Annotated in this window: 15 protein-coding genes; 3 read left to right on the plus strand and 12 right to left on the minus strand. The window is 69.1% G+C overall.

What is annotated here, in order from left to right; all coding sequences use genetic code 11:
- Positions 1 to 71: 71 nt before the first annotated feature.
- From trpA to ACZ5IK_RS34660, 5 genes are all read right to left on the minus strand, one after another.
- Entirely contained in the window at positions 72 to 863 is a 792-nt protein-coding gene (gene trpA, locus ACZ5IK_RS34640; RefSeq protein WP_101609410.1) for a tryptophan synthase subunit alpha, read from the minus strand.
- Positions 860 to 2,089 carry a tryptophan synthase subunit beta gene (gene trpB / locus ACZ5IK_RS34645; RefSeq protein ID WP_465491554.1) on the minus strand — a complete coding sequence of 410 codons (1,230 nt, stop codon included), beginning with the start codon at positions 2,087 to 2,089 and terminating at the stop codon, positions 860 to 862. The genes trpA and trpB overlap by 4 nt, the downstream gene beginning before the upstream one ends.
- Complete coding sequence (trpC, locus tag ACZ5IK_RS34650; protein ID WP_465491555.1) at positions 2,086 to 2,895, minus strand: indole-3-glycerol phosphate synthase TrpC; 810 nt, start codon at positions 2,893 to 2,895, stop codon at positions 2,086 to 2,088. The genes trpB and trpC overlap by 4 nt, the downstream gene beginning before the upstream one ends.
- Positions 2,896 to 3,087: 192 nt before the next feature.
- Positions 3,088 to 3,663, minus strand: a complete 576-nt coding sequence (locus ACZ5IK_RS34655) for a Trp biosynthesis-associated membrane protein (protein WP_465491556.1) — start codon at positions 3,661 to 3,663, stop codon at positions 3,088 to 3,090.
- Positions 3,656 to 5,218: an anthranilate synthase component I gene (locus ACZ5IK_RS34660; protein ID WP_465491557.1), complete on the minus strand. Its 1,563-nt coding sequence runs from the start codon at positions 5,216 to 5,218 to the stop codon at positions 3,656 to 3,658. The genes ACZ5IK_RS34655 and ACZ5IK_RS34660 overlap by 8 nt, the downstream gene beginning before the upstream one ends.
- A gap of 95 nt (positions 5,219 to 5,313) precedes the next feature.
- Here ACZ5IK_RS34660 and ACZ5IK_RS34665 point away from each other — a divergent pair, with 95 nt between their 5' ends.
- Positions 5,314 to 5,919: a TetR/AcrR family transcriptional regulator gene (locus ACZ5IK_RS34665; RefSeq protein ID WP_465491558.1), complete on the plus strand. Its 606-nt coding sequence runs from the start codon at positions 5,314 to 5,316 to the stop codon at positions 5,917 to 5,919.
- A 60-nt stretch (positions 5,920 to 5,979) separates the two neighbouring features.
- Here the strand turns inward: ACZ5IK_RS34665 and ACZ5IK_RS34670 are convergent, their stop codons facing one another.
- The 7 genes from ACZ5IK_RS34670 to hisF form a co-directional block, all read right to left on the minus strand.
- On the minus strand, positions 5,980 to 7,209 hold the full coding sequence (locus ACZ5IK_RS34670; protein ID WP_465491559.1) for a DUF3592 domain-containing protein: 1,230 nt from the start codon (positions 7,207 to 7,209) through the stop codon (positions 5,980 to 5,982).
- 22 nt (positions 7,210 to 7,231) lie between these two features.
- The gene (locus ACZ5IK_RS34675; protein ID WP_465491560.1) at positions 7,232 to 7,681 is read right to left on the minus strand and encodes a hypothetical protein; all 450 of its coding nucleotides are present in this window, start codon (positions 7,679 to 7,681) and stop codon (positions 7,232 to 7,234) included.
- Between the two features lie 242 nt (positions 7,682 to 7,923).
- The gene (locus ACZ5IK_RS34680; protein WP_465491561.1) at positions 7,924 to 8,919 is read right to left on the minus strand and encodes a hypothetical protein; all 996 of its coding nucleotides are present in this window, start codon (positions 8,917 to 8,919) and stop codon (positions 7,924 to 7,926) included.
- A gap of 116 nt (positions 8,920 to 9,035) precedes the next feature.
- A complete protein-coding gene (locus tag ACZ5IK_RS34685) occupies positions 9,036 to 9,398 on the minus strand; it encodes a DUF1304 domain-containing protein (protein WP_101609417.1) in 363 nt (120 codons plus the stop codon).
- 4 nt (positions 9,399 to 9,402) lie between these two features.
- Positions 9,403 to 9,759, minus strand: coding sequence for a phosphoribosyl-AMP cyclohydrolase (gene hisI / locus ACZ5IK_RS34690; protein WP_465491562.1), 357 nt, complete (start codon positions 9,757 to 9,759; stop codon positions 9,403 to 9,405).
- Positions 9,749 to 10,132 carry a hypothetical protein gene (locus ACZ5IK_RS34695; RefSeq protein WP_465491652.1) on the minus strand — a complete coding sequence of 128 codons (384 nt, stop codon included), beginning with the start codon at positions 10,130 to 10,132 and terminating at the stop codon, positions 9,749 to 9,751. Before ACZ5IK_RS34695 ends, hisI begins: the two co-directional genes overlap by 11 nt.
- Before the next feature lie 2 nt (positions 10,133 to 10,134).
- Positions 10,135 to 10,908, minus strand: coding sequence for an imidazole glycerol phosphate synthase subunit HisF (gene hisF / locus ACZ5IK_RS34700; RefSeq protein WP_465491563.1), 774 nt, complete (start codon positions 10,906 to 10,908; stop codon positions 10,135 to 10,137).
- Positions 10,909 to 10,946: 38 nt separating this feature from the next.
- Here hisF and ACZ5IK_RS34705 point away from each other — a divergent pair, with 38 nt between their 5' ends.
- A complete protein-coding gene (locus ACZ5IK_RS34705) occupies positions 10,947 to 11,549 on the plus strand; it encodes a TetR/AcrR family transcriptional regulator (protein ID WP_465491564.1) in 603 nt (200 codons plus the stop codon).
- Positions 11,550 to 11,559: 10 nt separating this feature from the next.
- Positions 11,560 to 12,786: a phytase gene (locus ACZ5IK_RS34710; protein ID WP_465491565.1), complete on the plus strand. Its 1,227-nt coding sequence runs from the start codon at positions 11,560 to 11,562 to the stop codon at positions 12,784 to 12,786.
- Positions 12,787 to 12,876 lie beyond the last annotated feature (90 nt).

The raw sequence follows: 12,876 nt of genomic DNA on the forward strand, positions 1-12,876 counted from the left end.
GCCCTTTGCTTTCTCACTCCCCCTCTCTTTTGAGGGGCGCAGGCGGTCCCCCCCCCCCCCCCGCTAAGAGATCAAGCGGGGGCGACGGTCTTCCGCACCCCGGCGGACAGCTCGGCCGAGAGCTCGCGCACCGCGTCGAGCCCGCTCGCCGCGGCCGTCACCAGCGCCGAGCCGACGATGACGCCGTCCGCGAACCCTGCGACCTGCGCCGCCTGAGCGCCGGAGCGGACACCGAGACCGACACCGATCGGCAGCTCGGTGTGCGCGCGAGTCCGCTCGACCAGGTCCTCGGCGTGCACGCCGACCTGGTCACGAGCGCCTGTCACGCCCATCACCGCGGTGGCGTACACGAAGCCCGAAGAGGCCGCGACGGTCTTCGCGATCCGCTCCTCCGAGGAGGAGGGCGCGACCAGGAAGATCCGGTCCAGACCGTGCTGCTCGGACGCGGCCATCCACTCGTCGGCCTCGTCCGGGATCAGGTCCGGGGTGATCATGCCGAGTCCGCCCGCGGCGGCGAGATCCCGCGCGAAACGGTCGACGCCGTAGCGGTGCACCGGGTTCCAGTAGGTCATCACGACGGCCTTGCCGCCGCGCGACGACACCGACTCGACGACCTCGAACAGGTGCTTGAGCTTGAAACCGCCGGAAAGCGCGCTCACCGACGCGGCCTGGATGGTCGGGCCGTCCATCACCGGGTCCGAGTAGGGCACGCCCACCTCGACCAGGTCGGCGCCGCCCTCGACCACCGCGGCCAGCAGGTCCTTCGATCCGTCGACCGTGGGGAACCCGGCGGGCAAGTACCCGATCAGTGCTCCGCGGCCCTCGGCGCGAGTCTTCGCGAAGACCTCGTCCAACCCACTCATGCGTTCTCCACCAGGCCGAAGTACTTCGCGGCGGTGTCCATGTCCTTGTCGCCACGACCGGACAGGTTCACGATGATCAGCCCCTCGGGGCCGAGCTCACGGCCCAGCACGAGCGCGCCGGCCAGCGCGTGCGCCGACTCGATCGCCGGGATGATGCCCTCGGTCCGCGAAAGCAGCTTGAAGGCGTCCATCGCCTCGGCGTCGGTGACCGGCCGGTACTCGGCGCGGCCGCTGTCCTTGAGCCACGAGTGCTCCGGGCCGACGCCCGGGTAGTCCAGACCGGCCGAGATCGAGTACGACTCGACGGTCTGGCCGTCCTCGTCCTGCAGCAGGTACGTCATCGCGCCGTGCAGGTTGCCCGGGGTGCCCTTGGTCAGCGTGGCGCCGTGGCGGTTGCCCTCGATGCCTTCGCCGCCCGGCTCGAGACCGACGAGGCGGACCTCGGGGTCGTCGATGAAGCCGTGGAAGATCCCGATCGCGTTCGATCCACCGCCGACGCAGGCCGCGACGGCGTCCGGCAGGCGTCCGGCCTGCTCCAGGATCTGGACGCGGGCCTCCTCGCCGATGATCTTGTGGAAGTTCCGCACCATCATCGGGAACGGGTACGGGCCCGCCGCCGTGCCGAACAGGTAGTGCGTGGTGTCGGCGTTGGTGACCCAGTCGCGCAGCGCCTCGTTGATCGCGTCCTTGAGCGTGCGCGAACCGGTCTTCACCGGGATGACCTCGGCGCCGAGCAGCTTCATGCGGGCGACGTTCAGCGCCTGCCGCTCGGTGTCGACCTCGCCCATGTAGACGATGCATTCCAGGTCGAGCAGCGCGCAGGCGGTGGCGGTGGCCACGCCGTGCTGCCCGGCCCCGGTCTCCGCGATGACCCGCTTCTTGCCCATCCGCTTGGTGAGCAGCGCCTGGCCCAGCACGTTGTTGATCTTGTGCGAACCGGTGTGGTTCAGATCCTCGCGCTTGAGGAAGATCCGGGCGCCGCCGGCGTGCTCACCGAAGCGCTTGGCCTCGGTGAGCAGCGACGGACGGCCGGCGTAGTCGCGCAGCAGGCGCCGGAACTCGTTGACGAACTCCGGATCGGTCCGGGCCTTGTCGTACTCGGCCGCGACCTCGTCGACGACGCCGATCAGCGCCTCGGGCATGAACCGGCCGCCGTACGGGCCGTAGTAGCCCCGGTCGTCCGGGTCGTGCTCGCCGTGCGGTGTCTCGGTGTACTCAGTGGTCATCGAGAAGGCCTCGGGCACGCGGGGTGCGAACCGGCGGTGACCAGCTTGACCAGCGCGCCCTTCGGGTCTCCGGAGGCGACGAGCCCTTCGCCCACGAGGACGGCGTCGGCGCCGTGACCCGCGTAGGACATCAGGTCGCCGGGACCGCGGACACCGGACTCGGCGATCTTGAAGACGTCCATCGGCAGGCCGGGGGCCAGCCGCGAGAAGACGTCCCGATCGACCTCGAGCGTGTGCAGGTTGCGGGCGTTGACGCCGATCACCTTCGCACCCGCTTCGAGGGCCTTGTCGGCCTCTTCGGCGTTGTGGATCTCGACCAGCGCCGTCATCCCGAGGGATTCGACGCGGTCGAGCAACGCGATCAGGGCGTTCTGCTCCAGCGCCGCCACGATCAGCAGGACCATGTCCGCGCCGTGCAGCCTGGCCTCGTGGACCTGGTACGGGCTGACGATGAAGTCCTTGCGCAGCACCGGGATGTCGACCGCCGCGCGGACCGCGTCGAGGTCGACGAGCGAACCGCCGAACCGCCGCTGCTCGGTCAGCACGCTGATCACCCGGGCGCCGCCGTCGGCGTAGTCCTTCGCCAGCGCGGCCGGGTCCGCGATCTCGGCCAGCTCGCCCTTGGACGGGCTGCGCCGCTTCACCTCGGCGATGACGCCGATGCCGGACTCGCGCAGGGCGGCGAGCACGTCACGGGGAGGTGCGACCTGGGTCGCACGCTTCTTCAGTTCGTCGAACGGCAGAACCGCCTCGCGCTCGGCGAGATCGGCGCGGACGCCGGCGACGATGTCTTCGAGCACGCTCACCGGAGTCCCTCACCAGCCGTCGTACTCACGGATTCCTTCGCAAGGTCGCTCACAAAAACCTTCCCCTTCCCGCCGAAACGATGCTAACCCCCGCACGAATACGGCCTGGTTCCGGGTATGTCCGTTACTCCGAATGCCAACCGTGTCATCTTTGCCGGGAAAGATCTCCGAAACCCGCGAAATCCGCGGTCGTCACCGGGTCGCGGTGGGATCTTCGCCTTCGGACAGCGCCTCCCACAGCTCGGTCTCCGGATCCTTCGCGGCCCGCTTCTTCGTCCCCGGCGCCGCGTACTTCGCGCCGAGGCGTGGCATCCGGCCCGCGCCCTTGATGGCTGCCAACCCGCCCGCCGCCACGAGAATTCCCCCGAGGATCGCGAGACCGCGGGCTCCCACCATCTGGGCGACGGGCAGTCCGTCGGCGAATCCGCTGAACGAGCCGCCCGCCACGCCGATCCACACCGCCGCGACGCCGGACACGGCGAGTACCACGCCGAGCACCCGGCGTGGCCATCCGCCGGTGGCGATCAGCCCCGCCGTGCCCGCGAGCGCCAGCAGGGCGAGCGGAATCAGCGCAACCGCACGCTGTGAACCGATTTCCGTGTACAGCACGGTGCCGCGCACCCCGCCGTCACGGAACTCCGCGAACCACACGAGCTGGGAGGCCCCCCACAACGCGGCCGCGCCCAGCAGCAGGCCCACCACGGCGATCCACAGTGGACGCTTGGCCTTCCCGGCGGACGGAGCCGTGTCTTCCGGCGCTTCAGACACGAGCGCTGTCACCCGCCGGGTCGAGCTCGTCCGCCGCGATCATCGTCTGCGCCGCCGCGACGGCGGAAAGCACCGTGCGGGCCTTGTTGAGCGACTCGGTGTCCTCGTAGTCGGCGACCGAGTCGGCGACCACGCCGCCGCCCGCCTGGACGTACGCGACGCCGTCCTTCATCAGCGCGGTGCGGATGGCGATCGCGGTGTCGGCGTCCCCGGCGAAGTCGAGGTAGCCGACGACACCGCCGTAGAGCGCCCTGCGGGTCGGCTCCAGCTCCTCGATCAGCTGCATCGCGCGGACCTTCGGCGCGCCCGAGAGCGTGCCCGCCGGGAAGCAGGCGGCGACCGCGTCGAAGGCCGTCTTGTCGTCGAGGAGTTCGCCGGTGACCGTGGAGACGATGTGCATGACGTGGCTGTAGCGCTCGACGCCGAAGAAGTCGACGACGCGCACGGTGCCGGGCTTGCAGACCTTGCCGAGGTCGTTGCGGCCGAGGTCGACCAGCATCAGGTGCTCGGAGCGCTCCTTCTCGTCCGCGAGCAGGTCCTTGGCCAGCTGCGCGTCCTCTTCCGGATCGGCGCCGCGCCAGCGGGTGCCCGCGATCGGGTGCGTGGTCGCGCGGCCGTCCCGGACGGTGACCAGCGACTCCGGGCTGGACCCGACGATGTCGAAGCCGTCCAGGCGCAGCAGGTACATGTACGGGCTCGGATTGGACGTGCGCAACACTCGGTAGACGTCGAGCGCGTCGGCCTGGGTCTCGATCTCGAACCGTTGCGACGGCACGATCTGGAACGCTTCGCCCGCCTTGATCGCCTCGACGGCCTTCTCGACGGCCGCGTGGAAGTCCGGCTTGGAGCGGCGGCGGGTGAATTCGGGCGCGGGCCGGTCGAAGACCGCGGCCGTGGCCGGGGCCGCGACGTGCAGCTGCTTGGTCATCGCGTTGAGCCGCGCGACGGCGTCGTCGTAGGCGGCATCGACCCGCTCGGCCGAGTCGTCCCAGTTGACCGCGTTGGCGATCAGCGTGACCGTGCCCTCGTGGTGGTCGAAGGCGGCGAGATCGGTCGCCAGGAGCATGGTGAGCTCGGGGATGTCGAGGTCGCGCTCGGCGAGCTCGGGGAGCCGCTCGAGCCAGCGGACGGCGTCGTAGCCGATGTAACCGACCATCCCGCCGGTGAGCGGCGGCATTCCGGGCAGCTGCTCGGTGTGGAGCGCGGCGACGGTCTCGCGCAGCACGGTGAGCGGGTCGCCCTCGGTCGGCAGGCCGACCGGCGGGGTGCCGGTCCAGACGGCCTTGCCGTCACGCACGGTCAGCGCGGCGGGGCTGTCGACGCCGATGAACGACCATCGGCTCCAGGAAGCACCGTTCTCCGCCGATTCGAACAGGAACGTCCCCGGCCGGTCGGCGGCGAGCTTGCGGTAGACCCCGATGGGGGTCTCACCGTCGGCGAGCACGCGACGGACAACGGGGATGACGCGACGGCCCTCGGCGAGCGCGCGGAAATCGTCGCGCGAAGGGCTGACCGAGCCGAGCCCCGACGGGCTGGCATGTGCGGCGCTGACCATGCCGCCCATTGTGCTGCAATGGCCGGGAGGCCGGGGACCGGGGGATGAATTCAAGTCTTGTTGAATTTTGCGCCGGTCCCGTTCATGATGGCGCCATGGCCGGTGAAGACAGTACCGCGCGCCGCCGGGGACGGCGGCCCGGTGGACAGGACACGCGCGTCGCGCTGATCGAAGCGGCCCGCGCGGTGTTCGGCGAGAGCGGCTTCGACGGTGCGACGGTGCGCGCGATCGCGACCCGCGCCGGCGTCGACGCGGCGATGGTCAACCACTGGTTCGGCAGCAAGGAGGGGCTGTTCGCCCAAGCCGTCCTGAAACTGCCGTTCGACCCGCACGAACTGCTCGCGGAACTGACGAACGGCCCCGACGACGAGTTCGGACGGCGGATCGTGCGGACCTTCCTCACCCGCTGGGACGGCGCGGGCGGCGAAGTCTTCCAGGCACTGGTCCGCAGTGTCGCCGGGCACGAGCAGGCCGCGCTGGTGCTGCGCGGCTTCTTCCAGAACTTCTTCACGAAGATCATCGCCGGACTCGGCTCGGACCGCGTCGAACTGCGGACTTCGCTCTGCGCTTCGCAACTGGTCGGGATGGGGCTGGTGCGGTACGTCGCGAAGTTCGAGCCGATGGCGACGAGCGAGATCGAGCCGCTGGTGACCGCGATCGCGCCGACAGTGCAGCGGTACCTGACCGGGGACATCGACTGAAAGCTGCGGTCAGTGCGGGGTCTCGTGAGTGGTACTGACGGTTCTAACCGTCCTTACCACTCACGAAGTGGCTTGTTCGTCCGGCTGAAAGCGTTCCGTCACCGCCCACGCGGGCACCGCGTACGGCGGTTCCCGCCAACGACCGTGCGGGAACAGCACGACCATGTCCCGGCCTTCGCCGCCGACCCAAGCCCATCGCTTCGGCCGGTTCCTCAACGGGGTCGAACCATGCGTCGACGTCGAGGCGCGGAGGGTGATCCTGCTGCCGTCGCGATATTCGACCTCGATCGACGGCATCTTGCGGCCCGAACGGATCGGATAGTCCGGCGCGACCGTGACCGAAGCCGTCCGCCACCCGGTGGCCAGCACCGATCGGTGGCGCCGCCGCCACGCCCCGGCCGCGACGAGAGAGAACGGGACGGCGATCAGGGCCACGATCGCCGCCGTCACCGAAACCCCGACCCAGAACTGGTTTTCGTTGGGCTCTTCCAGGGTCCGCATCCGGCCCGGATCCGATCGGTCGTACACCACCGTCACCGATTCCCCGGTCACGTAGTGCCGATCTGTTTCGAGGGAGACGTCGGTGTTGTAGCGCCTTCCACCGACGACGTAATTGACCTCCATCGACCAACCACCCCGGCCTCCGTCCGGATCGTGGAGACTCGCCACCCTGCCGGGCACCTGCGCACCGGTCTCCAGCAGTTCCGCTGCCGAGCGCTCCACCCCGACCATGCCGAGAAAGCCTCCGATGTGCACCGCGGCCCAGCCAAGAGCGATGAGGAACGCGCGGAACCTCAAGGTTCGCAGGCGTGAGATCTCTCGTTCGAGATCGACCCGGTCGTCGGCCGGAAGGTCTTCTTCGGGCGGCAGCCACTCCTGCGATCCCGTCGGCACGACGGACCGGGCGCCGTTCACCCTGGCTCGCCACGCGGCGAAGGCGGCCGATACCGAAGCCACGACGAGAATCGTGATGTTCGCCGCGAGTTCGTAGTCTTCCCACGGGTAGTCCGGTACGGCGAAGGAATAGATCGTGCCGCCCGTCCACACCAAGAAGATCGCGATGAAGATCAGCTCGGCTGCCTGGTATCCGATTTCCCTGCGCCGATGCCTTCGCGCCGCTTTCTTGACATCATCCCACTGTTCCCGATCCAGGGAAAACGGCTCGGCCCGGGCACGAGCCGGCGCGGCCGAACTCGATTCTTCCGGCTCGGGGACATGCTCTTCGATCTGATCGTCCTTGGTGGACGACCACAGCGACAGGCCGTCGCGACCTCTCGTCCTTCGCCTCAATTCGCCTTCTCCCAGTCCTATGTCAGGCCGTGTCCGGCTCGATCTCCTTGACAGGCACCGCGTAGAGCGTGTCCTTGCCGAACCGTCCGCGCGGGAAGATCACGATCATGTCCGTTCCCTCACCGCCGATGAAGACGGGAACCTTCCGGACCCGGGGCGCGACCCTCAGCGAACGGCGCGTGGCGAGAAACTTGTAGTCGTTTTCGAAGAACACGTCGACACGGGGGAACAACCACCCCGGCCGCACCGTCGCCGTGGCCTCACGCAGGCCGGTTTTCGAGACTGAGCGATACCGGCTCCGCCAGAGCCAAGCGGCACCCAGGCACGCCGGAAAGCCCAGGAACGCGAAGAAGGACAGCGGGAACGGCACGTCGCTCACCCGGCAGGTGACGAAGAAGACCAGCCAGAGGACCGACAAAGCCAGCGCTCGCACCTTGAAGTGCGACAATTTCTCGATCAGAGGAGCGGCCACTTCTTCGTGTACCGTCTGCGCGACAAGGCTTTTGACGTCGTCGACATCCGAAGAGGACAGAGGCTGCCCAGCGACGCGCGGAAGCCGTCTCACACGGTCGCGGCCGGCTGGTCTTCTCTTCGCTCGCCCCGGTTTCATGCACCGATGCTAGCCGGGAAAAGTGGCTTTCCCGGCCAAACGAGTCCCCTATCGCTCCAGGGCAACCGTGATCCCCCTTCGGGCGTGCAAGTGAGCAGGCGGACTCAGACCTTTGTCTTCGGCCTGGCTTCGTCGCCGTCCCGCGTCGTTCCCGCGGGGACAACGTACGGTTTCCCGCTCAGCCCGCCGCGGGGGAACAGGACGACCACGTCTCCGCCCTCACCACCGACCTGGACCCGCGTCCCCGGCTTCTTCCGATACCAGAATGCCGAGCGGACCGACCAGCCCGCCGACCGCACCACCGTCTCGGAACCGTCCTCGAACACGAGGTGGATCTCGAGCTGTTGCCATGATCCCCGGCTGTAGTCCCGTTTCACCGTCGCGATCGCCGGACGCCATCCGGTCTCCGTCACCAGGCGGTGCCGGTAGCGCCAGCCCTTGGCGGACAGCACCGAACACACGAAGCCGACGAACCCGGGTGCCAACAGGAACGCGCCGGCCTTGCCGAAGTCCTCCGTGTTGGACTCCACGTCGGTGCGCGCCCGGTCCGGATCTTCCGGATCGTGATAGACCACGACGGATTGGTAGGGCTCGTACTCGTGGTCGTAATGCTTGTGGATCAGTACTTCCCGGCGTTCGGCCCGCACCCAGTACTCGACCCACATGTGGCCGCGATCCGGAACGTCCACCACGGTGCCGTTGACGCGGTTCCCGTGCTCCAGCAAGTCGGTGGACTGGATTGACGGCAAGGCGATGACGTAGATCCCGGCCGCGACCAGGGGCAGGCACAGGGGCGCGAGCACCGTGGACCGCAGCGCCAGCTTCCGCAGGCGCGGGGTCTCCGCGTCCGGATCGGTGACCCCGATCCCGGTCGATTCCGGTACGGGCACCGGCGAGGCCGCTCGCTCTGCAAGCGCGGCTTCGAACAGCTTGTCGTTGACCTTGAAGCGATACCCGGCGAAGGCCGCCAGCGCCGGACCCGCGATCAAGAGTGCGATCTCATCGGCGAACCCGGTAATTCCCCAGTTGGATTCCTCGCCCGTCAGCTGCAGAACGAGTCCGATGGCCGCGGCGCTCGCCACCGCGATACTGAACAGCATCGCGAAGCGGTAGCCCACTCTCCGGCGGTGGTATCGATCCGTCGAAATTTCCCCAGTCCCCAGTTTCATACACGGATTTTACGCCTGAGAAGAGGCTACCGGGAGGGACCAAGGTCCTATCCCGCGATCAGCACCGCGATCAGCGCCAGCGTGCCCGGGACCACCTGCACGAAGAAGATCCGCTTGCTCGCCGTCGCCGTCCCGTAGAGCCCTGCCACGATCACGCACGCGAGGCCGAAGATCTTGAACTGCCAAGCGGTACCGCCGGTCGCGATCAGCCCCCAGATCAGCGCGGCGGCGAGGAAACCGTTGTACAGCCCCTGATTCGCCGCGAGCGGCGCGCTCTCCTTCGCGAATTCCTCGCTGGTGCCGAAGGCGGCGCGAGCACGCGGGGTCGTCCACAGGAACATCTCGAGCACGACGATGTACAGGTGGATCAGGGCGACGATGCCGACCAGGACGTTGGCGACGACGTTCACGGGCCTACTCGCTCTCGTCGGCCAGCAGCAGCCGTTCGTCGGTGTCGAAACAGGTGTGCGTGTCGGTGTGACAGGCCGGGCCGGTCTGGTCGACGCGCAGCAGGACGGTATCGCCGTCGCAGTCGATCCGCATCTCGCGCACGTGCTGGACGTGGCCGGACGTCTCGCCCTTCACCCACAGTTCCTTGCGGCTGCGCGAATAGTACGTCCCGCGCCGGGTGGTGAGGGTGCGCTCGAGCGCCTCGTCGTTCATCCACGCCATCATCAGGACGTCCGAGGTGGAGTGTTCGACGACGACGGCGGCGATCAGCCCGTCGGCGTTGCGCTTCAGGCGATCCGAGAGGGCGGGATCAAGCGTCATTCGTGGCTCCGAGAAGGTACCGTTTCACCGGCATCGAGTTGAGCAGGACCGCCGAGTAGATGTATCCGGCGAAAAGCAGCCCGGACACGATCTTCACCCAGAAGAGTTCCGCCGCCAGCATGGACAGCGCGTGCAGCAAGGCGAACAGGAAGCTGACGGCGAAACCGGCGAACCGCGCCGAAGACATCCTCAGCACCAGACCCGCCACGACGAGACCACCGAGCACGACCGACGTCCCGGGCAGTAGGAACGTCCGCGCGGTGGAGTACGGCGCGAACATGAGGATCACGGCCATCCCCACGTAGGCGAGGCCGAGCCCGAGCATCAGCGCGCAGACGACCTTGACCTCGGTGGCGGCCTTCCACTTGTCCATGATCACCGGACCACGACTCCCCCGGCGCGCAGGGCGCCCTTGACCTCGCCGATCTTCAACTGTCCGAAGTGGAACACGCTGGCCGCGAGCACCGCGTCCGCACCGGCCTCGACGGCGGGCAGGAAGTGCTCGAGCGCGCCGGCGCCGCCGCTGGCGATCACCGGGACGCGGACCGCGCGGCGCACCTTGGCCAGGAGTTCGAGGTCGAAGCCGTTCTTGGTGCCGTCGGCGTCCATCGAGTTGAGCAGGATCTCACCGACGCCGAGTTCTTCACCGCGCGCGGCCCACTCGACGGCGTCGATACCGGTGCCGCGGCGCCCGCCGTGCGTGGTCACCTCGAATCCGGACGGCGTCGGTTCGGTCCCGTCGGGGACGCGGCGGGCGTCCACCGACAGCACGACGCACTGCGCGCCGAACCGGCGGGACGCCTCGCGCAGGAACTCCGGCCGCGCGATGGCCGCGGTGTTGATGCTCACCTTGTCCGCGCCGGTGCGCAGCAGCCGGTTGACGTCGTCGTTCGTGCGCACGCCGCCACCGACGGTGAGCGGGATGAACACCTGCTCCGCGGTCCGGCGGACCACGTCGAAGGTGGTCTCGCGGTCCCCGGAGGAAGCCGTGACGTCGAGGAAAGTGAGCTCGTCCGCGCCCTCGGCGTCGTACAGGCGGGCGAGCTCGACGGGGTCGCCGGCGTCGCGCAGGTCGGCGAAGTTGACGCCCTTCACCACTCGGCCCGCGTCGACGTCGAGACACGGGATGACCCTGACTGCGACTGACATGGGGACAAGCGTAGTCAAGGGCGTTCTAAGCTCGCGGAATGGCACAGGCGGGGCGGCGGCCGGGGCAGACCGAGACGCGGGAGGAGATCCTCGACGCGGCTCGGCGCAGGTTCGCCGAGCAGGGCTACGACGGGGCGACCGTGCGCGGCATCGCGGCCGACGCCGGGGTCAACGCCGCCCTGCTGCACCATTTCTTCGGCACCAAGCAGCGGCTCTTCGCCGCGTCGATGAACCTGCCGATCGACCCCGGCGAGATGGTCCCCCGCATCCTCGAAGGCCCAGAAGACGAGGTCGGCGAACGTCTCGTCCGCGCGTTCCTCGGCATCTGGCAGGCCCCGGCGGGCCGCGAGCCGTTCTTGGCGATGATCCGGTCGGCGACCACGAACGAGCAGGTCGCGACCATGATGCGACAGTTCCTCGAACGGACGGTACTGGCGCGGGTCGCCGAAGCACGCGGCGTGCCGAAGGTCCGGGTGGCCGGGATCGCCGCGCAGATGGTCGGGTTCGCACTGCTGCGTTACGTCATCCAGCTCCCGCCGCTGGTCGAGGCCTCCGACGACGAGGTCGTCGCGATGCTGGCGCCGGTCGCGCAGTACTACCTGACCGCCGACGTTCACCGGCCGGACAACTCGCGCGGCTAGCTTCCCCTGGATGCGCATAGCTGCTCTCCTTCCCCTCCCCCTGCTGGCGGCCTCCCTGCTCTCCGGAGTGCCCGCCGAAGCGAGCCCGAACCCCTCGCCCGTGGCGCAGACCAGGGCGTTCGTCGACGACGCCGGCGCGGACCCGGCCAACGCCGACGCCGACGACCCGGCGATCTGGGTCCATCCGAAGAACCCCTCCCAGAGCGTCGTGCTCGGCACGCTCAAGGAAGGCGGGCTGGCCGCGTTCGACCTGAGGGCGCGGCAGCTCCAGCAGCTCGCCGTGCCCGCTGGCGGGCGGTTCAACAACGTCGACGTCGTCGGCGACCTGGCGGTGGTGAGCGACCGCGGCCGGGACCGCGTCCGCGTCTACCGGATCGACCCGGCCGGCGCCGCGGCCGGCTCGCACGTGCTGCGGGACGTCACGGATCCTTCCGCCGCACCGGTCTTCTCCGCCTCGGAGTCCGAAGTGGACGAACAGCGGACGGCGTACGGGCTCACCGCCGGACGCGATCCGCGCACCGGCGCGCGCTGGGTCGCGGTGACCCGGCGGCACGAAACCCGCGTGGCGCTCTTGCGACTTGTCGACAAACCGGGCGGCACCGTCGGCACCGCGCCGATCGGCACGATCGACCTGCCCACGTCGTTCCGCCTGCCGAACGGCGCGACGTGGTCGCCGTGCGGCGAACCGGACGAGCGCCCGCAGCTGGAGGGTTCGGTGCTCGACGTCGAGCATCGCGTGCTCTACACCGCGCAGGAAGACGTCGGGATCTGGCGGATCCCGGTGCACGGCGACGGTTTCGGCCGTCCCGCGCTGATCGACAAGGTCCGTTCCTTCGGGGCGCCGCAGCGCTTCGACGAGACGACCGAGGAATGCGTCGCCGACGGCCCCGACCCCGGCTTCGGCGGCGAGTGGCTGACCGCGGACGCCGAGGGGCTGACGTTGGCCGCCGACAAGCTGCTCGCGTCGAGCCAGGGCGACTCCCGGTTCGTGGTCTACGACCGCACCGGCCGCAACGCCCCGCGGCGCGACTTCCGGATCGTCGCCGGACGCGGCACCGACTCGGTCGAGCATTCCGACGGCGCCGCGATCACCACCGCGCCGCTGGGCCCGCTGTTCCCGCACGGCCTGCTGGTGGTGCACGACGGCGAACGCCATCCGGCGGCCACCGGCCCCACGGGTGAGGAACCGGCGACGACCGGATTCGCCTTCGTCCGGCTGGAGACCGCCGTGCGGTGATCACCTTCACCCGGAAAAGTTCCGCTCCCGATGCATCAGCCGGGTGGTCTCGTGCGTCACTAGAGCGAGACCATCGGCTGAGGGGGACCA

The organism is Amycolatopsis sp. NPDC031561 (assembly GCF_055580625.1).